This is a genomic window from Variovorax paradoxus (assembly GCF_000834655.1).
Taxonomy (GTDB): Bacteria; Pseudomonadota; Gammaproteobacteria; order Burkholderiales; family Burkholderiaceae_C; genus Variovorax; species Variovorax paradoxus_F.
On record NZ_JXQQ01000047.1, the window covers coordinates 19,011 to 45,925 of the forward strand.

Sequence of the window (26,915 nt, forward strand, 5' to 3'; positions counted from 1 at the left end):
CTGGCTCAGGCCGCGTTCCACCCGAAGAACCGCAGGACTTCTTCGCGCTGCTTCATCGCATCGGCGCGCCCGAGCGCCATCAGCTCGCGCGTGTACCCCGATTCGAACAGCAGGTAGCTCGCGAGCGCGCTGCCCTTCACGTCGGCCGCGACCTTCGAGCCTCCCAGGAGGTGCCGCACCGCGCCCGGCAGCGAATCCACATGGCGCGCCGCGATCGCGTCCAGGCGCTCCGAGGGCGAAATCACGAGCAGGTCGAGCGGACGCAGCGAACTCGATGCGCGCACTTCTTCGGGAATCAGCCCCAGCGTGTGGTTGATGCGGCGCAGCCGCTCGATGTCCACCGCCAGCGCATCGAGAAAGATGCTCGAGAGCGCGTGACCCGCGATCTGCGCCATGGTCGGGTAGCCGCTGTGCGTGTTGGGCGCATCGGTCTCGCGCGGCTCGTGCATGCGGCCCGCGCCGATCACCAGGATGCGCTGCGCACCGAGGTGGATGGCCGCCGCGATGGGCGCCGACTGGCGCATCGAGCCGTCGCCGAAGTACTCGGTGTGCCCTTGCATCGGGAGCGCCGTCGCCGGAAACACGAACGGAATCGCCGAGGACGCGAGCAGGTGGTGGTGCGTGATGCGGTCGCGCACCGACAGGCGCTGCGAGCGCACCCAAGGCTCCATCGGCACGGCAGCCTCGAAGAACGTGACGTGCTCCCCCGAGCTGTAGCTCGATCCCGTCACGGCCAGCGCCTGCACGTGGCCCGCCTGCATGAGCTGCGGCAGGCGGTCGAGCGGCACCATGCGCTGCAGCAGGTCGGCCAGCGGCGCGTTGTCCAGCAGCGACTTGGGCTTGACGCGCATCCAGTTGGCCGCGAAGCGCCCGAACCCCAGCAGCGTACGCCAGCGCGCGCCGCTGCCAATGACCGAGAGCGAATCGGCGCGGTACACCTGTTCTGCGTGAAAGTTGCCCCAGACCTGGGCGATATGCGCCACCACGTGGTCGAAGTTGTCCGCGCCGCAGGCCAGCGCCGCGGCATTGATGGCGCCGGCCGAGGTGCCGGTGATGACGGGAAAGGGGTTGCCGGTGCCGGCGGCCGGCCCGGCGGCGCGGCGCATTTCGGCAATCGCTTCGAGCACGCCGACCTGGTAGGCCGCCCGTGCGCCGCCTCCGGTGAGCAGCAGGCCGGTGGCGGGGCTTGTCTCTGTCATTTTCTTGTTGCTTTGGGCTTCTGAAAGAAAACTCGGATCCCCGCTTTTCGTGGAACACCGCGGAACCGGCTTTGCCGGGCCGCTGGTGTTGCCCCCGGCAGGGGGAAGGAGTAGCGACACGAAGTGCGCGGAGCCTGGGGGCGAGCCACTAGACTACCCGCCATTCAGGAGTTTGATCAATGGCCATCACCCAAGACGCGATCATGGGCGCCCTCAAGAGCGTCACCGACCCCAATACCGGCAAGGAATTTGCGGCAGCGCGCTCGCTCAAGAACATCCAGATCGCGGACGGCGACGTGGCATTCGACCTCGAGCTGGGCTACCCCGCCAAGAGCCAGCACGCGGCAATCCGCAAGGCGCTGGTGGCGGCCGCCAAGACTGTGCCAGGCGTGGAGAACGTGTCGGTCAACATCGTCACCAAGGTCATCAGCCACGCGGTGCAGCGCGGCGTGCAGCTGATGCCCAACGTCAAGAACATCATCGCGGTGGCTTCGGGCAAGGGCGGCGTGGGCAAGAGCACCACGGCAGCCAACCTGGCGCTCGCATTGGCCGCGGAAGGCGCGAGCGTCGGTCTCCTGGACGCCGACATCTACGGCCCGAGCCAGCCCATGATGATGGGCATCGAGGGCCGCCCCGACAGCGCCGACGGCAAGACCATGGAACCCATGCAGCGCCACGGCGTGCAGGTGATGTCCATCGGCTTCCTGGTCGACCAGGACCAGGCCATGATCTGGCGCGGCCCCATGGCCACGCAGGCGCTGGAGCAGCTGCTGCGCCAGACCAACTGGAAAGACCTCGACTACCTCATCGTCGACATGCCGCCCGGCACCGGCGACATCCAGTTGACGCTGAGCCAGCGCGTGCCGATGACCGGCGCGGTGATCGTCACCACGCCGCAGGACATCGCGCTGCTCGACGCCAAGAAGGGCATCAAGATGTTCGAGAAGGTCGGCGTGCCGATCCTGGGCATCGTGGAGAACATGGCGGTGCACATCTGCTCGAACTGCGGCCATGCCGAGCACATCTTCGGCACCGACGGCGGCAAGAAGATGGCGGCCGAATACCAGATGGAATACCTCGGTGCGCTGCCGCTGGACATCAAGATCCGCCTGCAGGCCGACAGCGGCGCGCCCACCGTGGTGGCCGACCCCGAGGGCGAAGTGGCCGGCATCTACAAGGCGGTGGCACGCCAGGTGGCCGTGGGCATCTCGGAGAAGGCGAAGGACTTCTCCTCGAAGTTCCCGACCATCTCGATCAGCAAGAACACCTAGGAAACGAGCGCTTGCTTTCGATTTGCACAGCGGCGTCTGACGTGCGTCGTCCGGAGGGCCGGGATTGAATCTCCTTGCCTCGATGCGCTACCTGGTCGCCCTGAGCGAACACAAGCACTTCGGCCGCGCCGCGCAGGCCTGCCACATCACCCAGCCCGCGCTGTCGAACGCCCTGAGGGCGCTCGAAACCGAGTTCGGCGTCGTCATCGTCAAGCGCGCCCGCGTCTACGTGGGCCTCACGCACGAAGGCGAGCGCGTGCTGGCCACTGCGCAGCGCATGCTGCGCGACAACGAAGTGCTGCTGCAGGAGCTGCGCAGCGACGTGGACAACCCGCACGGCCGGCTGCGCATGGCCGCGGTGCCCACCGCGATACCGATCCTCTCGCGCTTCGCGGCGATGCTGCACCAGCGCCATCCGGGCATCCTGCCGGCCGTGCTGTCGATGAGTTCGCAGGAGCTGGAGACGGGGCTGGAAAGCCTCAGCATCGACCTGGCCCTGGGCTACACCGAGCGCATGCACCTGCCGGGCATCAAGCTCACCGCCTGGCCGCAGAGCGTGGAGCATTACTTCCTGCTGCGGCGCGCCGAGACGCCCTCGGAGGACGAGTTGCGCATCGGCCAGCCCATCACCTGGGCCGAGGCCGGCCGGCTGCCGCTGTGCCTTCTCACCACCGACATGCACAACCGGGCCATCATGGACCAGGCCCTGCGCGAAGCCGGCGTGCCGGTGTCGCCGGCCATCGAGACCAATTCGGTGCTCACGCTCACGCTGGCCGTGAGCGCGGGCACCGTCAGCAGCGTGCTGCCGGGCGCGATGGTCGCGGCCGTGCGCACCCACCGCGAGCTGGAGGCGCTGCCGCTGGTGGCGCCCGAGGTGCGCACGCCCATCGGCTTCATGACGCAAGACGGCGTGCGCTCCTCGCGCGCGCTCGATGCCGCACTGGCCTTCCTGCAGACGCCCGAATGGGCCGAGCAGGTGCGCCTGCACAGCGGGACGCTCGGCAGCGACTGAGCGCCCCTCCCCGGGCCGGGCATTTAATTATTGAATCGGCCCATGCGCCGATCGAATTTGACGGCGTGTAAAACGTTCGGACACACTCCGCGGCCCGGACCAACACAAAAGTTACACGTCCGGCGAACAAGGAGAAATATGGCAGGCTCAACTGCGGGCGTTCTCGATGGAGAGCGCATGGCTGGAAACGGGGTGCAGCAGCAACCCGGCTTCCTCGAAAAAGAACGCATCATCGCGGGCCCCGGTTTCAACCGTTGGCTGGTTCCCCCGGCCGCACTGGCCATTCATCTGTGCATCGGCATGGCCTATGGCTTCTCGGTGTTCTGGCTGCCTCTGTCGAAGGCGCTGGGCACCGCCGGCACCGGCGCGCAGGCCTGCGCGAAGGAGATGAGCTTCTTCGCCGAGCTCTTCGCCACGAACTGCGACTGGCGCGTGGCCACGCTCGGCTGGATGTACACGCTGTTCTTCGTGTTCCTGGGCTGCTCGGCGGCTCTCTGGGGCGGCTGGCTCGAGCGCGCGGGTCCGCGCAAGGCCGGCGTGGTGTCGGCCGTGTGCTGGTGCGGCGGCATGCTGCTGTCGGCACTGGGCATCCACCTGCACCAGTTCTGGCTGATGATCCTCGGCTCGGGCGTGATCGGCGGCATCGGCCTCGGTCTGGGCTACATCTCGCCGGTGAGCACGCTGATCAAGTGGTTCCCCGACCGCCGCGGCATGGCCACCGGCATGGCCATCATGGGCTTCGGCGGCGGCGCGATGATCGGCTCGCCGCTGGCGGTCGACCTGATGAAGCGCTTCTCCACCTCCACCGACGTGGGCGTGATGCAGACCTTCGTCGTCATGGCGCTCGGCTACTTCGTCTTCATGATGGCCGGCGCGCTCGGCTACCGCGTGCCGCCCTCGGGCTGGAAGCCCGAAGGCTGGACGCCGCCCCCCGCGCAGACCAGCAACGCCATGATCACGCAGCGCCACGTGCACGTGAAGAAGGTCTGGGGCATTCCCCAGTTCTGGCTCGTGTGGCTGGTGCTGTGCATGAACGTGAGCGCCGGCATCGGCGTGATCGGCATCTCCTCGCCGATGCTGCAGGAAGTGTTCGGCGGCGCGCTCATCAACGTGTCGCAGAAGTTCGGCGAGCTCGACAAGGCGCAGCTCGCGGCGATCGCCGTGGTGGCCGGCGGCTTCACGGCGCTGCTGTCGCTGTTCAACATCGGCGGACGCTTCGTGTGGGCGAGCCTGTCCGACAAGCTGGGCCGCAAGCTCACCTACACGGTGTTCTTCGTGCTCGGCGCGATCCTGTACGCGAGCATTCCCTCGTCGGCCGGCGCGGGCAGCAAGCTCCTGTTCGTGGGCGCGTGCTGCATCATCGTGTCGATGTACGGCGGCGGCTTCGCGACGGTGCCGGCTTACCTCGCCGACCTGTTCGGCACGCAGTTCGTGGGCGCCATCCATGGCCGCCTGCTCACCGCGTGGGCCACGGCCGGCATCCTCGGTCCAGTGGTGGTGAACTACATGCGCGAGTACCAGCTGGGCCTGGGCCTGCCGCGCGAGCAGGTCTACAACCAGACCATGTACATCCTCGTGGGCATGCTGGCGATCGGCTTCATCGCCAACCTGCTGGTGCGTCCGGTGGCCGACAAGCACTTCATGACCGACGCCGAGCTGGCCGTCGAGAAGAAGCTCGCGCACGAGAAAGCCTCGGCGGCCGAAGTGGGCAGCGGCTCGGGCCGCGCCGACACGGTGAGCCCGGTGGTCGTGGCGCTGGCCTGGGCGGCAGTGGGCATTCCGCTGGCCTGGGGCGTCTACAAGACGCTGGGCAGCGCGGCGAAGTTCTTCCACTGAGTCGCCGACGCACGGCGATTCGATGACGATGCGGCCGGCCGGGTTCACACCCGCCGGCCGCATCGCCGTTTCCGGCCCGACATAGCGCCGATGGCCCCGCATGGTTTACCCTTCGCGCCAAGATGAAATCCAAAGTCCAGTTCCGCCTGCGCGTCTATCGGGACGACACCATCGCCATCGGCCCCGGCAAGATCGCCGTGCTCGAGGCGGTGGCCGAGACCGGTTCGATTTCCGCCGCGGCGCGCCTCCTGGGCATGTCGTACCGCCGCGCCTGGATGCTGGTCGACGAGATGAACAAGGCCCTGACCTCGCCCGCGGTGAACACCGCAGCCGGCGGCTCGCGCGGCGGCGGCACGGCGCTCACGCCGGTGGGCGAGGAAATCGTCAAGCACTACCGGGCGATCGAGAACGCCGCGAAGCTGGCAACGGCCGCCGACATTCGCGCGCTGACCCGGCTGCTGGCACCATGACTTCTTGCGCCGACCCGGTCGTCTCCCGCCCCGTCGGCGTGGTGCGCAGCCGCTTCACCGAGGCCACCGGCATGCCGATCCAGACGGCCGGCGCGCCCGACGAGCAGGGGCGCCTGGAAGTGTTCGCCGAGTTCGCGCCGGGCCTTCGGGACATCGAGGGCTTCGAGTACCTGATCCTCATCACCCACCTGCACCAGTGCGCGCACGAGCGGCTGGAGGTGGTGCCCTTTCTCGACGACGAATCGCATGGCGTCTTCGCCACGCGCGCGCCGGCGCGCCCGAACCGGCTGGGCCTGTCGATCGTGCGGCTGGTGTCGGTGGAAGGCACGACGCTGCACTTCAGCGGCAACGACATGATGGACGGCACGCCCGTGCTCGACATCAAGCCCTACGTGCCCCGGTTCGACGTGCGCGAGACCGGGCGCGTCGGCTGGTTCGGCGCAAAGCTCGATCAGCTGCCGGGCATCCGGTCCGACGGCAGGATGGGCTGATCGGGCGGGGCCGGGAGGTTGTCCGGCCCCAGCGCCAGGTCGTTGCCCTGCCAGCACGACCACACGTCCTGCGAGAGCGACTCGCGCGCCTGCGGCGGCGCTTCGTGGATGGTGCCCACGCTGATGAAGCCGGCCAGGTATTCGCCGGGCTGCACACCGACCTGCCGCGCCAGCGTCTCGTCGAAGCAGCGCTCGCCGCTCAGCACGATCGCGCCGTAGCCCAGCTGGTGCGCCGCGCTCAGGATGTTGCCCAGCGCCGCGCCCGCACACAGCCACTGCTCGCGGCCGGGGATCTTGCTGCGCTCGCGCGGCGACACCACGAACCCGAGCAAGAGCGGCGGCCGCGTCGCGTGTTCGCGCGCACGCTTCAGGTCCGCGGGGCTTGCCAGCGGATCGCGCCTGAGCTTCTCCTGCTCGAAGCACCAGGCCAGCGCCTCGCGGTTCTGCGGGCGGAACTCGATCACGCGCCAGGGATGCAGTCCGCCGTGGTCCGGCGCGCGCAGGCCCGCCTGCAGGATGCCGTCGAGCTCGTCGGGATTGGGGCCGGGCTGCTGCAGCCGGCGCGGCGACACCGAGCGCCGCGTCAGCAGGACTTCGAGGATGCGTTCCGCACCCGTCATGTGCCGCCACATTGGTGTCATTGCTCCTGGCGGTCGGCCCACACGGCCTTGCGGCGCAGGACCTCGCCGATGTCGTGCGCGTCGGCCTGCGCAACGAGGAAGGACTGGCTCTCGCCCCCGGGCGCGATGATGGAGATCACGAAGCTGTCGGAGTCCATCGCGCGTTCGATGCGCCATTCCTGCACCTGCGTCACGTGCCGAAGCTCCGGCCTGCCGGAGATCGAACGGACGACGGTGTCGTGGGAAGAAGGGCGCATGGGCTTGCAGGTGTTGCAACGCTATGTTCGCCAGTATATGAAGACTGCGCAATTCGCGCACCCCCGTGAGAACGTTAGGGCTCACCGTGTAACAATCGCGCCGTATTTTCATGAACACGACGAGCTCACTCATCGCCTCGACCGACTGGTCGCCCCTGGTCCTGTCGCTCAAGGTCGCCGCGGTCGCGACCGTGCTGGCGCTGATCGCGGGCGTGGCGCTGGGCTGGGTGTTCGCGCGCAAGCGCTTCTTCGGCCGCACCGTGCTGGAGGCCGTGTTCATGCTGCCGCTGGTGCTGCCGCCCACGGTGATCGGCTATGCCATCCTGGTCGCGGCCGGCCGCCGCAGCCCGCTGGGCGCGTGGCTGCGCGAGCACCTGGACTACACCATCATCTTCAGCTGGCACGGCGCCGTGGTGGCTTCGGCCGTGGTCGCGCTGCCGCTGGTGCTCAAGTCGGCGAGCGCGGCATTCGCGAACGTCGACCGCTCGCTCGAAGCCGCGGCCAGCACGCTGCGGCAGTCGCCGTTCTCGGTCTTCCTGCGCGTGACCCTGCCGCTCGCCTGGCCCGGCATCCTGGCCGGCACGCTGCTCGCCTTCGCGCGGGCCATGGGCGAATTCGGCGCCTCGCTGATGGTGGCGGGCTCGATCCCCAAACAGACCCAGACGCTCTCGATGGCCATCTACGACGCGGTGCAGGCCGGGCACGACGACCTGGCGCTGCTGCTGGTGATCGTGACCTCGGTGCTGTCGATCACCGTGCTGGTGCTTTCCAACCGCTTCTTCTCGCTTCGCTGAATTCGATCTTCAATAATCCCCAGGAGATACCCATGCGCCCGTTCCGCCTCTTGTCCCTTGTCGTTGCCTTGGCCCTGCCGCTGGCCGCCGCCGCGCAGCAGATCACCGTGTCCGCGGCCGCGAGCCTGACCGACGCGTTCAAGGAAATCGGCCCGAAATTCGAGGCCGCCAAGCCCGGCGCCACGGTACGCTTCAACTTCGCCGCCTCGGGCGTGCTGCTGCAGCAGATCGGGCAGGGCGCGCCGGTGGACGTGTTCGCGAGTGCCGACCAGGAAACCATGAACCGCGGCGTCGAGCAGAAGCTCATCGACACCGGCACCCGCAAGGACTTCGTGACCAACAGCCTCGTGCTGATCGAGCCCGCGAAAGACGGCGTGGGCGTCAAGTCGCTGCAGGACCTGACCGGCGCCAGCGTCAAGAAAATCGCCGTCGGCAAGACCGCCACCGTGCCGGTCGGCCGCTACACCAAGCAGGTGCTCGATGGCGCCAACCTCTGGACCGCGCTCGAACCCAAGTTCGTGCAGGCCGACAGCGTGCGCCAGGTGCTCGACTACGTGAGCCGCGGCGAGGTCGAGGCCGGCTTCGTCTACCGCACCGATGCGGCGGTGGCGGGCGACAAGGTCAGGATCGTGCTCTCGCCCTCGGGCAGCAGCCCCGTCACCTACCCGATCGCGGTGGTGGCCGAGAGCAAGCAGAAGGCCGTGGCCACCGACTTCCTGAATTTCCTCGCGACCGACGCCGCGCAGGAAGTGCTCGCCCGCTACGGATTCGGCAAGCCATGATCGACGTCGATCTAAAACTTACGGTGCAGGACGGGGCGCGCCGCTTCGACCTCGCCGCGCGTTTTCAGACCGACGTCCCCTTCGCCGCGCTCTATGGCCCCTCGGGCGCGGGCAAGTCGCTCACGCTGCAGGCGATCGCCGGCCTGCTGCAGCCGTCCGCGGGTCATGTGCGGCTCGACGGTCGCACGCTCTACGACGCGGCCCGGCGTATCGACGTGCCGGCGCCCGAGCGGCGCATCGGCTACCTCTTCCAGAACTACGCGCTGTTCCCGCACCTCACGGTGCGCGAGAACGTGTCCTTCGGCCTCACCTCGTGGCGCCGCCGCCGGCTGCCGCCGAAGGAAGCGGAGACGGTGCAAGCCCTGCTCGAGGGCTTCGGCCTCGCCGGTCTGGCCGACAGCCGGCCGCAGAAACTCTCAGGCGGCCAGCAACAGCGCGTGGCGCTCGCGCGGGCGCTGGCCTGCCAGCCGCAGGTCTTGCTGCTCGACGAACCCTTCGCCGCCCTCAACCCGATGCTGCGCAGCGAGCTGCGCGAAGAGCTCGCGCAAGTGCGCCGCCAGTGGGGCATTCCAGTGCTCATGATCACGCACGACATCGAGGACGTGCTCGCGCTCGCCGACGTGGCCTTCGTCTACAAGGACGGACAGGTAGTGCGCGAGATCGACCTGCACACCGCCGAGAGCCGCGACGTCGCGCTGCGTGAAGTGGCAGGCGTGCCGGCTGTCGAGGAGACGCCGTTGCGCAGCAAGCTGCGCGGCCTGCTAACGCAGGACGTGCCGGACCGCTGAGGCCGTTTCATTTCCTTTTTGAATCGCCGCATGTCCCGATTCAATTTGACGCTCCCGGGGCCCGCGGCGAACACTCGCCCGCATGAGCAGTGAGCAGAAGATCGAGTTTTACAAGGGCCCCGCAGGTGGCTGGGGTGCACTTCGCAGCGTGACGAACGCGCTGCTGCGGCAGGACATTCCCCTCAAGGGCGCCAAGACGCTGCTCTCGGCCAACCAGCCCGACGGCTTCGACTGCCCCGGCTGCGCCTGGCCCGACCGCAACCACGCATCCACCTTCGAGTTCTGCGAGAACGGTGTGAAGGCCGTGGCTGCCGAAGCCACCGCGCGCCGCGCCGGCCCGGAGCTCTTTGCCAAGCACACCGTGGCGCAACTGGCCGAGCAGAGCGATTTCTGGCTCGAAGACCAGGGCCGCCTCACGCACCCGATGGCCTACGACGCGGCGAGCGACAAGTATGTGCCCATCGATTGGGACGACGCCTTCGCGCTGATCGCGCGCCACCTGAACGCGCTGCCCGATCCGAACCAGGCCATCTTCTACACCTCGGGCCGCGCGAGCAACGAGGCGGCGTTCCTGTACCAGCTCTTCGTGCGCGAGTACGGCACCAACAATTTCCCCGATTGCTCGAACATGTGCCACGAGCCCAGCGGCAGCGGCATGCGCCCGCAGATCGGCGTGGGCAAGGGCACGGTCACGCTGGAAGATTTCGAGAAGGCCGACGCCATCTTCATCTTCGGCCAGAACCCCGGCACCAACCATCCGCGCATGCTCGGCGAGCTGCGCGCGGCATCCAAGCGCGGCGCGCGCATCGTGAGCTTCAACCCGCTGCGCGAGCGCGGCCTGGAGCGCTTCGCCGATCCGCAGGACAAGCTGGAGATGGCCACCCTGGGCTCCACGCCCATCAGCACGCACTACTTCCAGCTGCGTGTGGGCGGCGACTTCGCTGCCGTGAAGGGGATGATGAAGCACGTCATCGAGCGCGAAGACGCGCTCGTCGCGCGCGGCGAAGCGTCGGTGCTCGACCACGCCTTCATCGCCACGCACACGACCGGCTTCGAGTCGCTTGCGGACGACCTGCGCGCCGAGTCGTGGGATGTGCTGGTGCAGGAATCGGGCCTCACGCAAGAACAACTGCGCGCCGCGGCCGAGGTGTACCTGGGCGCCAGGAAGGTCATCGCCTGCTGGGGCATGGGCATCACGCAGCACCAGCACTCGGTGGCGACCATCCAGATGATCGTCAACTGGCTCATGCTGTGCGGCCACATGGGCCGCGAAGGCGCGGGCGCCTGCCCGGTGCGCGGCCACAGCAACGTACAGGGCGACCGCACCATGGGCATCTGGGAGAAGCCGCCGGTGGCGCTGCTCGACCGGCTGCAGCAGGTGTTCGGTTTCGAGCCGCCGCGCCAGAACGGCCTGGACACGGTCGAGGCGATCCAGGCGATGCTCGACGGCAAGGGCCGCGTGTTCTTCGCGCTCGGCGGCAACTTCGCCGCCGCCACGCCCGACACCTACCAGACCTGGAAGGGCCTGCAGCAGTGCGACCTCACGGTGCACGTGACCACCAAGCTCAACCGCAGCCACATCGTGCACGGGCGCGAGGCGCTGATCCTGCCGTGCCTGGGCCGCACCGAGATCGACATACAGGCCGCCGGCCCGCAGGGCGTGACGGTGGAAGACTCGATGAGCATGGTGCACATCTCGATGGGCATCAACCCGCCGGCCTCCGAGCAACTGCTGTCGGAACCGGCCATCGTGGCGCGCCTGGCGGCCGCGACCATCGGCGCGCGCAGCAGCACGCCGTGGCTCTGGCTCATCGAGGACTACGCGCGCATCCGCGACAAGATCGAAGCCGTGTTCGACGACTTCAAGGACTTCAACACCCGCGTCGCCAAGCCCGGCGGCTTTCGCCTTCGCAATACCGCGAGCGAACGCGTGTGGGCCACGGCCTCGAAGAAGGCCGTGTTCTTCACGCACGCCGTGCCGCGAGACACGCCTTCGCACCGGGCGCGCGCGCGCATCCGCGACACGCAGGTCTTCACGCTCTTCACCACGCGCTCGCACGATCAGTACAACACCACCATCTACGGCATGGACGACCGCTACCGCGGCGTTTTCGGCCAGCGCCGCGTGGTCTTCATCCACGCCGAGGACATCCGCGCACTCGGCATGAAGGACGGCGACTGGGTCGACCTGCAGACCGTGTGGAACGACGGCCAGGAACGCCGCGCCGACCGCTTCAAGTTGGTGGCTTACGACATTCCGCGCGGCAACATCGCGGCCTATTACCCCGAGACCAATCCGCTGGTGCCGCTGTCGGCCGTGGCCGAGAACGCGGGCACGCCGACGTCCAAGTCCATTCCGGTGGTGCTGGTGCCGCATGAGCCGCCGATCCAGAAGCTGTCGGAGGACGCGGCGGACGGCATGGTTGCAACCGCATGAGCCGCCGGGCCGCTCCCAAGGCGAATACCGCAGCGGGGAGCGCGGAGGGTTTCGAATGAGCGCATTGCTCGAAGACAGCCTCTCGGTCGCCATCCTGCGCATGCTCGCGCAGGAGCCGGCGGGCGCCGGCGTGTCGCTGCCGCGCCTGGGCAAGCGCCTGGGCCAAGGCGCGAGCGTGCTGATGCGCCGGCTCACGCTGATGGGCGATGCCGCCATCGGCGGCGTGCGCGGTCCCGGCTGGGTGCGCGTGGAGCAGCACGACGACCGCTGGGTCGCGCACCTCGAAGCCCCCGGTCGCGCGCAGGTTCAAACGCTCCCCCCGGCTGACGAAAACGCCGGCTGAGCGGACAATGGCCGGCCTATCCGGAGCCACCATGTCCCAGCCCGACCTCGCCGATTCCGAAGACACCCTGCCATCGCTCTCGCGGCACGCCGTGCGCGTGTTCGGCGAACGCGGCGTCGCCCCCGAAGGCGCGGTGCGCGACGACACGCTGGCGGCAGAGGTGCCTGTCGCGCTGGTCTTCAACGGCGTCTCGCACGCGGTGATGATGGCCACGCCGCTCGACCTCGAAGACTTCGCGCTCGGCTTCGCGCTCAGCGAAGGCATCCTGGACAGTGCGGCCGACTGCCGCGGCATCGAGGTGCAGACCATCGACGCGATGGCGGCAGGCCTGCCCGAAGGCATGCCCGGCATCGAGGTGCAGCTGGAAATTTCCACCCGCAGCTTCGAGCGCCTGAAGGGCCGCCGCCGCAGCCTCGCGGGCCGCACGGGCTGTGGCGTGTGCGGCGTCGAGAGCTTCGCGGGCCTGGACATCACCCCGCAGCCGGTGCCGCCGCGCGAGTGGATCGAACGCATCGACCTCGACACCGTGCTGCGCGCCTTTGCCGCGCTGCCCGCGCGCCAGGTGCTCAATGCCGAAGCCGGCGCCATCCACGCCGCGGGCTGGGCCACGGTAGAGGGCGACCTCACCGACGTGATGGAAGACGTGGGCCGTCACAACGCGCTCGACAAGCTGCTCGGCCGGCTCGCGCGGGCGGGGCGTCTCGAAGAGCCGGGCTTCGTGCTGATGTCCAGCCGCGGCAGCCACGAACTCGTGCGCAAGTGCGGGCGCCTGGGCATTGCGGCGATGGCGACGATCTCTGCGCCCACTGCCATGGGTGTGCGCATGGCCGAGCTCAGCGGCCTGCGCTTCTGGGGGCTGTGCCGCGCGCCGCGTGGCGTGCTCTATGCGGACGGGCTGCCACCACCTTCGAACGCGCGCACCGCCTCAGCCACCGCCTCGATACCCTGATCACTCAAGTCGCTTGCCGCCACGCTGCGGCGGCGCTCCCAGGCCTTGAAGTGAAGCTCCTGCGACTTCTGGTAATGCGGGTCGTAGTGCAGCGTCATCAGTTCGGCGAAGAGCTTCGGCAGGTTGGCTTCTTGCGCCCATTGCTGCCAGCGCGCCACCGTTTCCTTGCCCTGCAGTTCCTTGAGAACGCCGAGCTTGTCGGCTAGCGCGTCGCGGTCGTCGCCAAGGTAGGCGTAGTCGCGCAGCAGGTAATCGAGCCGCGCCTCCGGCGTGGCCGCGACCTCGATGCAGGGCGCTGCGCGCATCTGCGCCACGAGCGACAGCGGCAGGGAGAGTCGGCCGATGCGGATGCTCTCGCCTTCCACGTACAGCGGGCGCTTCAGGTCGATGGCTTCGAGCACGGTCGCGATGCGCGTCTCGAAATGCTTTTGCGAAGGCTGCGGCACGCCGGGCAGCGAGCCGAGCAGCGAGCCCTTGTGGTTCGCGAAGTCTTCCAGGTCGAGCACCTGCTCGCCGCGCTCGGCCAGCGCATGCAGCACGCGCGTCTTCGCGCTGCCGGTGGCGCCGCAGATCACGCGCAGGTCCAGCTGCGGCGTCAGCGAATCGATCTGCGAAATGACGTGGCGGCGAAAGCTCTTGTAGCCGCCGGCGAGCTGCTGCGCGTCCCAGCCCACGAGCCGCAGCCACGTCACCATCGAGCCGCTGCGCATGCCGCCGCGCCAGCAATAGACCAGCGGCTTCCATTTTTCGGGCCGGTCGGCGAGCGTGTCGCGCAGATGCCTGGCGATGTTGGCCGCGACCATCGCGCCGCCGATGCGCCGTGCCTCGAAAGCGCCGGTCTGCACGTAGACGGTGCCGACGATGCGGCGCTCCTCGTCGTCGAGCACCGGGCAGTTGATGGCACCGGGAATGTGGTCGAGCGCGAACTCGGCCGGCGAGCGGGCGTCGATGATCGTGTCGAAGGCGTGGCGGTCGCCGACCCGCACGGGCTGGCGATGACTCATGGCAGGAACCTCATGCCCCCGATTGTCGCCCCGAGGCGTCAGGCGTAGGCTGGCCCCAGTCCCTTGCGCAAGCGAGCGCTCGCAAAGTCCACCACCGTCACCAGCACGAACATCGCGATCAGCACCGTCATCGCCTGCTGCTGCTGGAAGATCGACAGGTGGAAGTACAGCAGTTGCCCCAGCCCGCCGCCGCCCACGAAGCCGAGCACCGCGGCCATGCGGATGTTCATCTCCCAGCGGTAGAGCGTGTAGGCGACCCACTGCGGCAGCACGATCGGCAGGCTCGCGTAGCTGAAGGCGGCGACCGGGCCGGCGCCCGAGAGCGTGAGCGCGTGTTCGGGCTCGCGCGGCGCGTTTTCCAGTGCCTCGGCGAAGAGGCGGCCCAGCACGCCGGTCGTGTGCAGCGCGAGCGCGAGCGCCCCCGCGAAGGGCCCGATGCCGGCGGCCAGCACCATGAGCGCGGCCCACACCAGCTCGGGCACGCTGCGCAGGAAGTTGAGGATGAAGCGCGCGACGTGGCGCGGCAGCCATCCCGCCCGGCCCGAGGCAGGCAGCGCGAGCCCGGCACCCGCGACTGCGGCCAGCACCGTTCCGAGGGCGGACACCGCCAACGTCTGCAGCGCACCGTGGCCGACCTTCCCGAGGAAGTCCGGCGACACGTCGGGCGGGAAGAACTCGGCGATGAACTTGCCCATCAACTGCAGCGATTCGGCCGAGCCCAGCGCGCGGTAGTCAATGCCGAGGTAGACGAAGCTCGCGACGACCGCCACCGCGATCAGCCCCACGGCGAACCAGCAGCGCAGGCACGGCGGCGGACGCGGCGGGAGGTTGTTCATGCGAGCAGCCTCCTGAGCGCATTGCTCATCACGTCGGCCAGCAGCACGAGCGCGAGAAACACGAGCAGGATGCTGCTCGCCTCGCCGCCGTTGAGCATCTTCATCGACTGGTCCATCAACTGCCCGAGGCCGCCGGCGCCGACGAAGCCCATCACCACCGAGGCGCGCACCGCGCATTCCCAGCGGTACACGGTGTACGAGGCCAGCTCCTGCGCGGTGTGCGGCAGGAGGCCGTAGCAAAGCGCCGCGAGCCGGCCGCTGCCGCCCTCGAGCAGCGCGCGCGCGGGGCGCGTGTCGGTCGACTCGAGGATCTCCGCATAGACCTTGCCGAGCATGCCGCCGTAGGTGATGGCCAGCGCCAGCACGCCGGCCGCGGGGCCGAGGCCGAGCGCGCGCACGAAGAGCAGCGCCCAGACGATTTCGGGAATGGCGCGCAGAACCATCAGCAGCCAGCGCGCGGCCTGCCGCACGATGCCGGCCTGCACGCGCCCCGGCCCCGGACCGATGCGCGAGATGGAGAGGGCGCGCGTCGTCACGAACGCGAGCGGCGCGCCGATCAGCAACGCGAGCGCGGTGCCGGCCGTGGCCATGGCCAGCGTCTCCAGCGTGGCCTTGGCGAGCAAGGCGAGGAAATCGGGCGAGCCGGCGGGCGGAAAGAAGCCCGCGAGAAAACCGCCGATCACTGCAAGGTTGCCGCTGCCGAACAGCGCCCACGGCTTGAACTCCGAGAGCGCCAGCATCGGCCACGCGATGACGAGCGCGGCGAGCCAGAAGCCCAGCCGCCGCATTGCCTGCGGGTCGCGGTGGACGACGGCGGTGGTGGCGGTGTTCACGGACAGTCCGGGCGCTGGAAGGCCGCTTCAGCGGCGACGGGCTGAGGCGCCCGTTGCACCGCCACGCCGCCTTCGCTCGCATAGAGCGCATCGAGCATCGCGGGTGTGACCTCGGCGGTCGGCAGGTCGAACATCACCTGCCCGTTGCGCATGCCGACGACGCGCGGAAACCAGCGCAGCGCGAGGTCCACCGCATGCAGCGAGGCGACCAGCGTGGCGCCCGTCGCTTCGCTCTGCGCGACGAGCTGGCCGATGGCGACATCGGCGAGCGTCGGGTCGAGCGCGGAGACGGGTTCGTCGGCCAACAGCAGGGCCGGGCGCTGGTACAGCACGCGCGCGATGCCCACGCGCTGCAGTTGACCGCCCGAGAGGCGGTCGCAGCGGTCGAAGAGGCGGTCTTCGAGCGAGAGGCGCGAGAGCACTTCGTGCGCGCCCGCGATGTCGGAAGGATGGAAGAGAGAACCCAGCGCACGAAGTACCGACCACTCGCCCAGGCGGCCCGCCAGCACCGCGGTCACCACGCGCAGGCGCGGCGCGATCGGCGGTGCCTGGTGCACGGTGCCGATGCGCGCGCGCAGCTTTTTCAGTGCACCGGCCGGCAATTGCCACGGCTTCGCGCCCAGCGTCTGCACATCGCCTTCGCCAGGTCGCAATGCGGCCCCGAGCACGCGCAGCAGCGTGGTCTTGCCGGCGCCCGAAGGCCCGATGACGGCGATGCGCTCGCCATCGCGCGCGGCCAGCGTCACCCCGGCCAGCGCGCGCTGGCCGTTGGGATGGACGACGCCGATGGTGTCGAGGGAGAAGCTCACGCGGCAGGTCTTTCCGACGCTGCTCCCTCACCCCTACCCTCTCCCGCAAGCGGGAGAGGGGGCCTACAGCCGGGCCCCGATTTGCTCCCTCTCCCGCTTGCGGGAGAGGGCTGGGGTGAGGGCGACTCCCCCACGCTCGATCTCACTTGATGAGACCGGCCGATTTGCCCGCCGTCTCGATCCCGTCGTAGTTCGACGACTTGGTCGGGATGAACTTGCTCGCGCGCTGCAGCGCCATGATTTCCTTGTGCGCCGGGTTGGCCGGGTCGAGCTTGAGGAACGCATCCGTCAGCTTCTTCTGCAGCGCCGGGTCCATGCCCGGGCGCACCGTCCAGTTGTAGTCGTAGTAGGTCGGCGTGGTCGCGAGAACGCGCACCTTGGCGGCATTCGGGTTCTTCGACTCGACCAGCTTGTCCCAGACCGAGGCGTTGAGCACGCCCGCTTCAGCGCGCGATGCGGCAACGAAGGCCACGGTGGCGTCATGCGCACCGGAGAACGCGACCGTCTTGAAGTCCTTCTCGGGGTTGATGCCGGCCTGCAGCAAAAAGTAGCGCGGCATCAGGCTGCCCGAGGTGGAGGCGGGCGCGCCGAACGCGAAGGTCTTGCCCTTCAGGTCGGCCAGCGTCTTGGCGGTGCTGTCGGTGGGCACGATGAACTTGCTGGTGAACACCTCGTCCTCCGCGCGCTGCACGATCGGCACCGCACCACCGTTGGTGCGGATGCGCGCCTGCACGAAGGTGAAGCCGCCGAGCCAGGCCATGTCGATCTTGTTCGTCGCGAGGCCTTCGACCACGGCGGCGTAGTCGGTCACGGGCGTGAACTGCACGTCCATGCCGGTTTCCTTCTTGAGGTAGTCACCCAGCGGCGTGAACTTGCGCTGCAGCTCGGTGGGCGCCTCGTCGGGAATGGCAGAGACGCGCAGCACGCCCTGGGCGAGCGCGCCGAAGCTGGCGAGGGAAACGGTCAGCGCGAGCGCCAGTCGGGAGAGCTTGTTCATGGGAAGGCTTTGGGTGGTGAAAAAAGGGGTGTATTCAAGGGCGTGGGCGCAGCACGGGCGGGGCTTCGATAATCGCGGCTTATCTCATCCGACCCGATAGCCGCCATGACCGATGCCGCAACTTCCAAGCTCCTGAACCCGCTGGCGCCGCTGCGGCTCACCAGCTTCTCGCATGGTGGCGGCTGCGGCTGCAAGATCGCGCCCGGCGTGCTGTCGCAGATCTTGAAGAACCACGCGGGGGGAATGATCCCGCCCGAGCTCATGGTGGGCATCGAGACCGCCGACGACGCGGCAGTCTACAGGCTCAACGACGAGCAGGCGCTCATCGCCACCACCGACTTCTTCATGCCGATCGTGGACGACCCCTACGAGTTCGGGCGCATCGCGGCCACCAACGCCATCAGCGACGTGTACGCGATGGGCGGCCGGCCGATCATGGCGCTGGCGCTCGTGGCCATGCCGATCAACCAGCTGCCCGTGGAAGTGATCGCCGAGATCGTGCGCGGCGGGCAGGACGTGTGCCGCGCGGCGGGCATCCCGATCGCAGGCGGTCACACCATCGATTCGGTCGAGCCCATCTACGGCCTCGTCGCGATGGGCCTGGTGCATCCGGACCGCGTGCGCCGCAATGCCGATGCGAAGGCCGGCGACGTGCTGGTGCTGGGCAAGCCGCTGGGCGTGGGCGTGCTGTCGGCGGCGCTCAAGAAGGAGCAGTTGTCTGAAGCCGGCTACCGGCAGCTGATCGAGAACACCACCAAGCTCAACACCCCCGGCATCGCGCTCTCGGCGCTCGAAGGCGTGCATGCGCTGACCGACGTGACGGGCTTCGGCCTCGCCGGCCACGCGCTCGAACTCGCGCGCGGCGCGAAGCTCGCCGCCGTCGTCGAATGGTCGAAGGTGCCGCTGCTCGACAACGTGGCCGCGATGGCCGCCGAGGGTTTCGTCACCGGCGCATCGGGCCGCAACTGGTCGGGCTACGGCGCCGAGGTCGAACTGGCCGCGGGCCTGCCGCCCACCGCGCAGAACCTGCTGAGCGATCCGCAGACGTCGGGTGGCTTGCTCGTGAGCTGCGCGCCCGAGGCGGTCGATGCGGTGCTGGAGATCTTCCGCAAGGAAGGGTTTGCAGAAGCGGCTGTGATCGGCCGTGTCGAGGCGGGAAAGCCCGCGCTGCGCGTTGTGCCCTGAGCCCCTGTATGTCTCCCTCCCCTTCCGGGGGAGGGCTGGGGTGGGGGCAAGCGGCCGCCGATCAAGCGCTGCCGTATCGCAAGCGCCGCTAGCCCCCATCCCAACCTTCCCCCGGAAGGGGAAGGAGCAAGACAAAGACAAGAACGGCGGAAGGGGGAAGGAGTCGAACCTTCCCGGCGACGCATGGCGCCACCCACTGGGTTTGAAGCCCAGCCGCCCCACCAGGGACGATCCCCTCCCATGGACGCTGCTCACGGGCTCGCCCCGAACAGCGACGTATCGGGCCGCAGCAGGTGCGTGTCTTTCACGCGCCGCGTATAGCCCACACGATCGAAAAATTCCAGCAGCTGGATCGCGCGCTTGCGCCCCAGCCCCGTCGCGTCGCGAAAACTCGCGGCCTGCAAGCCCTCGGGCTGGGCGAGGCAATCGCGCGCCAGGGCGGCCAGCCGCTCGACGGTCGCCAGCGGATAGTACAAGTCCTTCACCACCTGGAAGGTCTCGCCGCGTCGCGCGAGGCTCGCGAGCGTCTGGCGCACCATCGCCTCGCTCGCACCGGTGTCCTTGGCGAGGTCGCGCACCCAGGGCGGATCGAAACCGCCGTCGGCCAGCCTGGGCAGCAGTTTCTGCGCGAGCTTCTGCTCCACCTCGTTGAGCCGCGCCGCGTGGTCGGGCAGGTGCAGCCAGGTGCCGCTGCGCACGAGCGCGCCGCGCGCGATGAGCGCATCGAGTGCATGGCGCCACAACGCATCGTCGGTGCGCGGGCCGGCAAGCCGCTTGAGGCGGCGTGCGTCGGGGCCGACTTCGTCGGGCGCCGTGCGATGGAATTCCGCGAGGCGTTCGGCGATCTGCGCTTCGAGCGCTGCCAGGTGTTCCTGCGCGATGGCTGTATGCCCGATGCGCACCGCATCGACTGGCAAGGGCAAAGCCGCGGCGTCCGCCAGCGAAAGCGCGCGAGCCACCTGCGCCGCATCGACACCGAGCGGCGCGTTCTGCAGCAGCGCCGCAACGCGATCCGCCCGTTCGTCGATGGCCCAGGCAGCCAGCGTGCGCAGCCTCTCAGGCGTGCGCCGGTAGCGCACCGGCGCGAAAGGATCGAGCACGCACACGCCCGCCACGGTGCGCGTGGCCGATGCATCGCGCAGCACGCCGCGGTCGCCATGCCAGGCGCCGACCTTCTCGCGCAGCACCAGCTGGGCCACGGCGGTTTCGCCGGGCGCGAGCGTGTCGCGGTCGAGCAGCGCGATCGACGCCATCACGTCGCTCGCGCCGAGGTGTGCATGCACCGTCGCGCCCGAACGCAGCGACTTGGCCTCGTCGGGCCACAGCGTGAGCAGCACGTCGATGCGGTCGGTCGCGAGCGCGATGGACGGCGTGCAGACCCAGTCGCCGCGGTGCGCCTCGTCCTTGGTCACACCCGCCAATGCGAGCGCGCAGCGTTGACCCGCATGCGCCGACTCGGCCTGCTGGTTCTGTGCGTGGATGCCGCGCACCCGCACCGAGCGCTCGCCGGGCCCGAGCCGCAGCTCGTCGCCGATGCGCACCGTGCCGCTGAAGACCGTGCCGGTCACCACGGTGCCGACGCCCGCGAGCGTGAAGGCGCGATCGACGGCAAGGCGAAAGGCGAGGCCCTCTTCGCGCGCACGCTCCTCGCGCGCGACCTCGAGCAGTCGCGTGCGCAGCGCGTCGATGCCTTCGCCGGTGGTGGCCGACACCGCGAGCACCGGCGCATCCGCCAGCGGTGTGGGTGCGAGCAGCGCCGCAACCTCCGCCCGCACCTGCGCGATCCTCGTGGCGTCCACGCGGTCGGCCTTGGTGATCGCCACCGTGGCATCGCGCACGCCGAGCAGCGCCACCACGGCCAGGTGCTCGCGCGTCTGCGGCATCACGCCGTCGTCGGCCGCCACCACGAGCAGCGCATGGTCGATGCCGGTCGCGCCGGCCAGCATGGTGTGCAGCAGGCGCTCGTGTCCCGGCACGTCGACGAAGCCGAGCGACACGCCATCGGGCGCGTGCAGGTACGCATAGCCCAGCTCGATGGAGATGCCGCGCCGTTTTTCTTCGGGCAGCCGGTCGGTGTCCACGCCGGTGAGGGCGCGCACCAGCGTGGTCTTGCCGTGGTCGATGTGGCCTGCGGTGCCGATGATCATCGCGTCGGCCTCGTCACATGAAGTTGCGCGTGTGCAGCGCGGACAGCCGCTCCGCCTCGTCGCGGTCGAAGCCCAGCCGCGCGAGGCGCGCACGCCGGCCGGCTGCCATGTCGCGCTGCAGTTGCTGCACGGCCGCGTGGCCACGCGCGATGGCGGCGGGCGAGAGCTCGCCGGCCGCGAGCAGCACCAGCGCATCGAACACTTCCTCGTTGAGCCCCGCGGTGCTGGCCAGCGCGTCGTAGCGCACCTCGATCGCGTTGCGCAACTTCGATTGGTAGTCGGGCTGCACCGAGAGCCGGTATTCCAGGTGCGCCATGCCGAAGGCCACGTGCCGCGCCTCGTCGCGCGCGGTGAGCCGCGCGATCTGGCGCGTCACCGGGTCGGGCGCGTTCGCCTGCAGGAAGTTCAGCAGGTTCACGAAGCTGCCTTCGCCCAGCACGGCGAGCAAAAAGGTGGCGACCGAGAAATCCGGCGCATCGAACAGCGTGCGCAGCGACGCCTGCCCGCCCGCCGTCGAGAGCGCGGGCTCGTGGCCGCGCAGCGTGGCGCGCCGCGTGAACACCTCGACGTGCCGCGCCTCGTCGGCGCACTGCAGCGCCAGCACTTGCAGCACCTCGCGAAAGTGCGGGTGGATCTGCCCGAGGTGCCGCGCGGGCACCAGCAGCGCGGCGTTCTCGTTCTCGATGAGGTACGTCATCACCTGGACCACGGCGGTTTCGATGGCGGGCGGCAGTTCGAAATCGGCGTCCCATTCGATGGCCGTGGCCGGGTCCCACTGGGCTGCCGCGGCTTGCCGATAGAGCTCGCCCGCCGTCGCGGCCCAGAGCTCGTGGCGGCGGTGCAATGCAAAGAAGAAATTCGGACTTCCCGCCTCGACGGTAGCGCCGCGCGCGGCCAGCCCCCAGCCGGCTTCGGCATCGTCGGCGGGCGCGCCGTTGATGTCGCCGAGTGCGGTGCCCGTCGCCTGCGCGTCGCGCCATCGGCCCTCGGCATGCGGGCCGCGCGTGATGCGGGCTTGCGGCTGTCCGTCGACGGTGTCGAAGCGCAGGGGATGCCCCTGGCTGCGGCACCAGGCTTGAAGGTGCATTTCCCAGTCGGGCGAGCGCCCGCGCACCTGCAGTTCGCCCCCCACCGGCCGTTCGGCCAGCGCGCGGCGAATGAGCAGCAGGGCGCCTTGGTCCAGGCCCAGCGACTCAATATCGATAGTCGGGGTTGAGGATGGCGCCATCGCGGCTGTAGAAGTTCTCGTCGTCCACCGCACGCTCGAGCAGCGCGTAGCCGCTGGTGCGCCCCGCGCGCCATTCGCGCAGGCCCTCGAGTTCGAGCAGCGGCCGCACCTGCGGGTCGTCCCAGCGCATCGCCATCAGCAGCGCGACGAAACGCTCGATCAATTCGGCGGGCGCGCCCGGGCTGGTGGTGAAGTTGCAGTGGTCGTAGGCACCGGTGCGCGCGATGACGCGCGTGCTGCCCGAAGGCAGCGTGCCGTCCAGCCCGAAAGCCAGGTGGTTGCCGTCGATGAGGCAGCACGCATCGACCTCGCCGGCCATCAGCGCCACCGCCGCATCGCGCTCGCCGCCGATGTGGTCGCCGTGCTTGCCGCCGAGCACGTCGAAGTAGCGCAGCAGAAAGTCGCGCGGCTTCACGAGGCCTTCCCGGCGCAGGTGGTCGAGAGGGATCAGCGTGGCCTGCGGCGAATCGAGCGCGCCCACGCCCACCGTCTTGCCGCGCAGGTCGGCCAGCGCCTGGATCGGGCTGTCGGCGCGCACCACGATGGCCGAGCGCAGGTCGCAGTCGGTATCGCGCATTGCGACGGCATGCACCTTCTGGCCGCGGCTGCGCGCGATGCGGTCGGCGCGCACCCAGGCGAGCGGCGAGTTCCACGCCAGGTGGAGCGTGCCGTCGAACTGCGCCTCGACCTGCTTTTCGTAGTTCGAATACAGCACGTAGTCGAAGGGCAGGCCGTTCTTGGCGAAGAAGGCCTTGAAGCCTTCCCAGATGGTGACGACCTTGGGCGCGTAGGCGACGGCGCCCATGATCAACGTCGGTTCGGACATGGCAGGAAGTCTTTCAGAACAGCGGCAGGCCGGTGATGGCCTTGCCGATGAAGTCGTAGAGCACGTCGGAAGTGGGCGCCATCACGCTCGACGCGCGCGCGTCGCGGAACAGGCGTTCGATGCCGGCCTCCTTGCGGAAGGCCGCGCCGCCGCACACGCGCATGGCGATGTCGGTCACTTCGAGCGCGGTTTCCGCCGCGGCCGCCTTCACCTCGAGCACGCGCAGCATGGTGTCGGCGCGGCCCGCGCCGATGGCGGCCACGGTGTCGTCGAGCAGCGTCTGCACCATGTCGGTCTTGATGCGGGCGCGCGCGAGGTAGGCGCGGATGGTGGGCAGGTCGGCCAGCGACGAATCCAGGTGCACGTGCTTCGTCTGGCTCACATGGCCGATGGCGCGGCTCAACGCGCCTTCCATGAGGCCCACGGAGCATGCGGCGCTGAGCACCGAGAACCAGGGCAGCACCACGCCCATCATCGTGTCGAAGCCCTTTCCGTCTTCGCCCAGGCGCGCGTCGGCGCCGATGCGCACGTTCGCCGCGGTGATGGGCGTGGAGGCGTTGCCGCGCAGGCCCAGGCCGTCGAAGCGGCCGGGTTGGCTGAGGCCATCGGACTTCGCATCGACCAGCCACAGCGTGCTCGCGCCGTCGGCCGCAAGCGGCTTGCTCGACCAGACATAGCTGTCGGCCTCGAAGGCCGAGGTGACCCAGCTCTTGCGCGCATCGAGCACCACGTTCGCGCCGTCCGCGCGGGCAGTGCCCGTGGGCGCCCAGAAGTGGCTGCGCGAATCGGCTTCGGAGAAGGCGAGGGTGCCCAGGTGCCTGCCTTCGGCGATGGCCTTGCGCACAGCCTCGGGACCCTGCTGCTCCAGCACGGCGGTGGCGCAGTAGTGCATGCACACCACCATCGCCGTGGAGGGGCAGGTCTGCGCGATGCGCGAGACCACCTGCGCGGCTTCCTTCAGCCCCAGGCCCTGGCCGCCGACCGACGTGGCCGAGACCAGCCCGAGCAGGCCCGCCTTGCCCAGCGCCTGGATCGTCTCTCGGGGAAAGCGCGCCTCGCTGTCGGTGCGCAGGGCCAATGGCTGCAGCGTTTCCGTTTCGATACCGGCGAGCACGTCGAGGGGATTCATCGCTTTATCCTGGGGTTGAGGTTGCAGACGGGGGGTTACACCAGCCGCTCGCGAAGTTCGTCGAGCTGGGCCGTGAAGGGTGCGCTGTCTTCGAGGCAGCGCAGGTCGAGGAGGAGGCGGTCTTCCGCGATGCGGCCGATCACCGGAAGCGGCAGGCCGCGCAGCGCGGTGGCGAGCTTGTCGAGTGCCGTGCCCAGGCCCTTCTTCGCGGTGCCGGCCGGCGCGATCGCAAGGCCCGCGGAGGGCAGGCGCTCCACCGGGAGCGAGCCCGATCCGATCTGGCCGAGCAGCGGCACCACCTCGACGGTGAATCGCGGCGACACGGCCGCCTGCACGGCAGGCAGGAGCGCCTCGGCCATCTTGCGGATCGCGTCGGCAGGGCGTGTGAGCAGGCGCAGCGTCGGCAGGTCGTTCGCAAGCCGCTCGGGCCGCAGGTAGAGCGCGAGCGTCGCTTCGAGCGCGGCCAGCGGCAGCTTGCTCATGCGCAGCGCCCGCTTCATCGGGAACTTGCGGATGCGCCCCACAGCCTCCTTGCTGCCGACGATGAGCCCGGCCTGCGGGCCACCCAGCAGCTTGTCGCCGGAGAAGGTGACGACGTCGCAGCCGGCCGCGAGCATCTCCTGCGGCAGCGGCTCGCGCGGCAGGCCGTAGTGCGCCAGGTCGACGAGCGAGCCGCTGCCGAGGTCCGTGGCCAGCGGCACGCCGCGCGCATGCGCTATGCCGGCGAGCGTGGCCTCGTCCACTGCGGCGGTGAAGCCCTGCACCGCGTAGTTGCTGGTGTGTACCTTCATCACCAGGGCGGTCTGCGCGTTGATGGCGCGCTCGTAGTCCTGCGGATGCGTACGGTTGGTGGTGCCCACTTCGACCATGCGCGCGCCGGCGCTGGCCATCACGTCGGGCATGCGGAAGGCGCCGCCGATTTCGACCAGCTCGCCGCGAGAGACGATCACTTCGCGGTCGCGCGCGAGCGCCGCGATGGTGAGCAGCACCGCAGCCGCGTTGTTGTTGACCACCGTCGCGGCTTCGGCGCCGGTGATGGTGCACAGCAGTTCCTCGACCAGCGAATCGCGGTCGCCGCGGCTGCCGGTGGCCAGGTCGTACTCGAGGTTGTTGGGCGAGGTCATCACTGCGAGCAGGCGCTGCAATGCCGAATCGGCCAGCAGCGCGCGGCCGAGGTTGGTGTGGATGACGGTGCCGGTGAGGTTCAGCACAGCGCGCATGCGCGGCGCAAGACGGCCTTGCACACGAATGGCGAGTGCATCGCTCAGCGCTTGCGGCTGCACTTGCGCCATGGAGAGCGTGCCGGCCACGGCCCGCGCGCGAAGCGCTTCGAGCAGCGCGCGCGCTTCACCGACGACGAGGGTGCGGCCGTGCTCGGCCAGCAGGGCGCGCGGCGCGCCGGCGCGCAGCAGTTGATCGACAGAAGGCAGATCCTGGGGCCTTGCCGTCGAGCCGTGGACCACGGACTCTTCGGGCGCCGCCATCAGCCGCCTCCGCCGTCGTCGAGGATTTCTTCAGGGTCGCCGAACAGCAGCATCAGGTTGTGGCCGCTGCGCTGGTGGCCGGCTTCGGAGACCAGCAGGTCGAGCGTGATGCTCGCCAGGTCGTCGGCGACGGGTTCGACCTCGGGGTCCCGCTCCATCGCGATCTGCTTCAAGTAGTGGCCGCAGCTGTCGCAGCACTCGGCCTTCACCGCGCCTTCGCGCACGCCGGTGGCGGGCAGTTCGATGCCGGGCTCGGGCGTGAGCGATTCGAAGTGGATGCCCTTGGTGCTTTCGCAGTGCGTGCACTTGATGCGCACGTAGTGCCACTCGGTGCTGCACAGCGAGCAGTGCAGGTAGCGAAAGCCCGCCTCGTCCGCGCCGATGCGCGTGATGCTCACGGTGGGCACGCTGCCGCAGCAGGGGCACTCGTTGCCGGGGTCGGTCCGGCCGAAAATGCTCTCGCCATTGCGCTCGGCCACCTGCAGCACGAGCTGCGTCCAGTAGGCCTGGAGACCGGAGGCGATCAACGGCGCCGCGGCCAGGTCGAGCCCGAACATGATGCGGCGCGAGAGCAGGTCGGCCTGCTGGTCGAGCCAGGCGTCGTCGGCGGCCACCACGCGGTCGAGCGTGTCGCGTGCCGGGCCTTCGGGCAGGCGCGCGCGGAAGAGGCCGAGCAGGCGCCGCAGCTGCGCGCGCCACACCGCATCGCGTGTCCAGCCGAACGCGGGCATCGGCGGCTTGAGCACCTTCGCGGCGGCTTCGAGCGCTTCGGATTCGGGGAGCGCGACGGCCGGATAGTCCTGCAGCACCTGGTGCTGCGCCTGCGCGAGGTCGGCGATGAAGATCAGGTACTCGCGCATCGGATGCGAGGCCGCGAGCTGGCGCAGCCGCAGCTGCCGGTCGGAGAACACCGCGGCGCGCACGGGCAGGCGAAGGAACGGCATCTGCCGCCCGGCCTGCATGGCGATCTGCTCGGGGTCGAGGACGCGCGTGGTGCGCAATGGCGGCGAAGAACCGGAAGGGCTGTTCATTGCGCGCACTCTACAGCGATCCTGTCGATTGTCTTGCTCCTTCCCCTTCCGGCGGAAGGCCGGGATGGGGGCAGCGCCCAACGAGCGCCGGTGTCGGGCAGAGGCCGTCGTGCCCCCACCCCGGCCTTCCGCCGGAAGGGGAGGGAGAAATGCGAAA

The 26,915-nt window shown here is 69.4% G+C and carries 26 protein-coding genes and 1 tRNA gene; 12 read left to right on the forward strand and 15 right to left on the reverse strand.

The annotated features are described in order from the left end of the window. Window positions 1-5 precede the first annotated feature (5 nt). Window positions 6-1,199 carry a patatin-like phospholipase family protein gene (locus tag RT97_RS19840; RefSeq protein WP_042580539.1) on the reverse strand — a complete coding sequence of 398 codons (1,194 nt, stop codon included), beginning with the start codon at window positions 1,197-1,199 and terminating at the stop codon, window positions 6-8. A 179-nt stretch (window positions 1,200-1,378) separates the two neighbouring features. Between RT97_RS19840 and apbC the strand changes: the two genes are divergently transcribed. The 5 genes from apbC (at window position 1,379) to tsaA (ending at window position 6,279) form a co-directional block, all read left to right on the forward strand. Next, window positions 1,379-2,470, forward strand: coding sequence for an iron-sulfur cluster carrier protein ApbC (gene apbC, locus RT97_RS19845; RefSeq protein WP_042580540.1), 1,092 nt, complete (start codon window positions 1,379-1,381; stop codon window positions 2,468-2,470). 64 nt (window positions 2,471-2,534) lie between these two features. Beyond that, window positions 2,535-3,482 carry a LysR substrate-binding domain-containing protein gene (locus RT97_RS19850; protein ID WP_042580541.1) on the forward strand — a complete coding sequence of 316 codons (948 nt, stop codon included), beginning with the start codon at window positions 2,535-2,537 and terminating at the stop codon, window positions 3,480-3,482. 177 nt (window positions 3,483-3,659) lie between these two features. Then, window positions 3,660-5,318 carry an OFA family MFS transporter gene (locus RT97_RS19855; RefSeq protein WP_172672232.1) on the forward strand — a complete coding sequence of 553 codons (1,659 nt, stop codon included), beginning with the start codon at window positions 3,660-3,662 and terminating at the stop codon, window positions 5,316-5,318. 122 nt (window positions 5,319-5,440) lie between these two features. Further along, window positions 5,441-5,788 carry a winged helix-turn-helix domain-containing protein gene (locus RT97_RS19860; protein ID WP_042580543.1) on the forward strand — a complete coding sequence of 116 codons (348 nt, stop codon included), beginning with the start codon at window positions 5,441-5,443 and terminating at the stop codon, window positions 5,786-5,788. Further along, on the forward strand, window positions 5,785-6,279 hold the full coding sequence (tsaA, locus tag RT97_RS19865; protein ID WP_042580544.1) for a tRNA (N6-threonylcarbamoyladenosine(37)-N6)-methyltransferase TrmO: 495 nt from the start codon (window positions 5,785-5,787) through the stop codon (window positions 6,277-6,279). The genes RT97_RS19860 and tsaA overlap by 4 nt, the downstream gene beginning before the upstream one ends. Here tsaA and RT97_RS19870 read toward each other — a convergent pair. Continuing rightward, window positions 6,240-6,899: a nitroreductase family protein gene (locus RT97_RS19870; RefSeq protein WP_253278273.1), complete on the reverse strand. Its 660-nt coding sequence runs from the start codon at window positions 6,897-6,899 to the stop codon at window positions 6,240-6,242. The genes tsaA and RT97_RS19870 overlap by 40 nt on opposite strands. A 17-nt stretch (window positions 6,900-6,916) precedes the next feature. Continuing rightward, the gene (locus RT97_RS19875) at window positions 6,917-7,156 is read right to left on the reverse strand and encodes a hypothetical protein (protein WP_042580545.1); all 240 of its coding nucleotides are present in this window, start codon (window positions 7,154-7,156) and stop codon (window positions 6,917-6,919) included. Between the two features lie 110 nt (window positions 7,157-7,266). On the opposite strand from RT97_RS19875, the gene modB reads away from it, so the two are divergent. The 6 genes from modB (at window position 7,267) to fdhD (ending at window position 13,249) form a co-directional block, all read left to right on the forward strand. Beyond that, on the forward strand, window positions 7,267-7,950 hold the full coding sequence (modB, locus tag RT97_RS19880) for a molybdate ABC transporter permease subunit (protein ID WP_042580546.1): 684 nt from the start codon (window positions 7,267-7,269) through the stop codon (window positions 7,948-7,950). Window positions 7,951-7,982: 32 nt separating this feature from the next. Next, window positions 7,983-8,732: a molybdate ABC transporter substrate-binding protein gene (gene modA, locus RT97_RS19885; protein WP_042580547.1), complete on the forward strand. Its 750-nt coding sequence runs from the start codon at window positions 7,983-7,985 to the stop codon at window positions 8,730-8,732. Continuing rightward, the gene (locus tag RT97_RS19890) at window positions 8,729-9,520 is read left to right on the forward strand and encodes an ABC transporter ATP-binding protein (protein WP_042580548.1); all 792 of its coding nucleotides are present in this window, start codon (window positions 8,729-8,731) and stop codon (window positions 9,518-9,520) included. The genes modA and RT97_RS19890 overlap by 4 nt, the downstream gene beginning before the upstream one ends. A gap of 82 nt (window positions 9,521-9,602) precedes the next feature. Further along, window positions 9,603-11,957 carry an FdhF/YdeP family oxidoreductase gene (locus RT97_RS19895; protein WP_042580549.1) on the forward strand — a complete coding sequence of 785 codons (2,355 nt, stop codon included), beginning with the start codon at window positions 9,603-9,605 and terminating at the stop codon, window positions 11,955-11,957. Between the two features lie 55 nt (window positions 11,958-12,012). Beyond that, window positions 12,013-12,300: a hypothetical protein gene (locus tag RT97_RS19900; protein ID WP_042580550.1), complete on the forward strand. Its 288-nt coding sequence runs from the start codon at window positions 12,013-12,015 to the stop codon at window positions 12,298-12,300. A gap of 31 nt (window positions 12,301-12,331) precedes the next feature. Then, window positions 12,332-13,249 carry a formate dehydrogenase accessory sulfurtransferase FdhD gene (fdhD, locus tag RT97_RS19905; RefSeq protein ID WP_155403848.1) on the forward strand — a complete coding sequence of 306 codons (918 nt, stop codon included), beginning with the start codon at window positions 12,332-12,334 and terminating at the stop codon, window positions 13,247-13,249. On the opposite strand, the gene mnmH is transcribed toward fdhD, so the two are convergent. The 5 genes from mnmH to RT97_RS19930 all read right to left on the reverse strand — a co-directional run bounded on the left by mnmH (window position 13,183) and on the right by RT97_RS19930 (window position 17,728). Then, entirely contained in the window at window positions 13,183-14,253 is a 1,071-nt protein-coding gene (gene mnmH, locus RT97_RS19910) for a tRNA 2-selenouridine(34) synthase MnmH (protein WP_042580551.1), read from the reverse strand. The two genes, fdhD and mnmH, sit on opposite strands and share 67 nt — an antisense overlap. Window positions 14,254-14,291: 38 nt before the next feature. Continuing rightward, the gene (gene phnE / locus RT97_RS19915) at window positions 14,292-15,089 is read right to left on the reverse strand and encodes a phosphonate ABC transporter, permease protein PhnE (RefSeq protein WP_042580552.1); all 798 of its coding nucleotides are present in this window, start codon (window positions 15,087-15,089) and stop codon (window positions 14,292-14,294) included. Next, window positions 15,086-15,877 carry a PhnE/PtxC family ABC transporter permease gene (locus RT97_RS19920; protein ID WP_042580616.1) on the reverse strand — a complete coding sequence of 264 codons (792 nt, stop codon included), beginning with the start codon at window positions 15,875-15,877 and terminating at the stop codon, window positions 15,086-15,088. Before RT97_RS19920 ends, phnE begins: the two co-directional genes overlap by 4 nt. A 41-nt stretch (window positions 15,878-15,918) precedes the next feature. Next, window positions 15,919-16,731: a phosphonate ABC transporter ATP-binding protein gene (locus tag RT97_RS19925; protein ID WP_042580553.1), complete on the reverse strand. Its 813-nt coding sequence runs from the start codon at window positions 16,729-16,731 to the stop codon at window positions 15,919-15,921. 142 nt (window positions 16,732-16,873) lie between these two features. Then, window positions 16,874-17,728, reverse strand: a complete 855-nt coding sequence (locus RT97_RS19930) for a putative selenate ABC transporter substrate-binding protein (RefSeq protein WP_042580554.1) — start codon at window positions 17,726-17,728, stop codon at window positions 16,874-16,876. Window positions 17,729-17,833: 105 nt separating this feature from the next. Between RT97_RS19930 and selD the strand changes: the two genes are divergently transcribed. Next, window positions 17,834-18,913, forward strand: a complete 1,080-nt coding sequence (gene selD, locus RT97_RS19935) for a selenide, water dikinase SelD (protein ID WP_042580555.1) — start codon at window positions 17,834-17,836, stop codon at window positions 18,911-18,913. 147 nt (window positions 18,914-19,060) lie between these two features. Here selD and RT97_RS33180 read toward each other — a convergent pair. The 7 genes from RT97_RS33180 to fdhE form a co-directional block, all read right to left on the reverse strand. After that, window positions 19,061-19,153, reverse strand: a tRNA-Sec gene (locus tag RT97_RS33180). A gap of 11 nt (window positions 19,154-19,164) precedes the next feature. Next, on the reverse strand, window positions 19,165-21,060 hold the full coding sequence (gene selB / locus RT97_RS19940) for a selenocysteine-specific translation elongation factor (RefSeq protein WP_042580556.1): 1,896 nt from the start codon (window positions 21,058-21,060) through the stop codon (window positions 19,165-19,167). Window positions 21,061-21,073: 13 nt separating this feature from the next. Then, entirely contained in the window at window positions 21,074-22,288 is a 1,215-nt protein-coding gene (locus RT97_RS19945; protein WP_042580557.1) for a ferritin-like domain-containing protein, read from the reverse strand. Further along, complete coding sequence (locus tag RT97_RS19950) at window positions 22,254-23,114, reverse strand: phosphate/phosphite/phosphonate ABC transporter substrate-binding protein (RefSeq protein WP_042580558.1); 861 nt, start codon at window positions 23,112-23,114, stop codon at window positions 22,254-22,256. The genes RT97_RS19945 and RT97_RS19950 overlap by 35 nt, the downstream gene beginning before the upstream one ends. A 13-nt stretch (window positions 23,115-23,127) precedes the next feature. Continuing rightward, window positions 23,128-24,243 (reverse strand): acyl-CoA dehydrogenase family protein, encoded by a 1,116-nt coding sequence (locus RT97_RS19955; protein WP_042580559.1) that lies wholly within the window; start codon window positions 24,241-24,243, stop codon window positions 23,128-23,130. A gap of 35 nt (window positions 24,244-24,278) precedes the next feature. Then, entirely contained in the window at window positions 24,279-25,727 is a 1,449-nt protein-coding gene (gene selA, locus RT97_RS19960) for an L-seryl-tRNA(Sec) selenium transferase (protein ID WP_042580560.1), read from the reverse strand. Beyond that, window positions 25,727-26,758, reverse strand: coding sequence for a formate dehydrogenase accessory protein FdhE (fdhE, locus tag RT97_RS19965; RefSeq protein WP_042580561.1), 1,032 nt, complete (start codon window positions 26,756-26,758; stop codon window positions 25,727-25,729). Before fdhE ends, selA begins: the two co-directional genes overlap by 1 nt. Window positions 26,759-26,915: the final 157 nt, after the last annotated feature.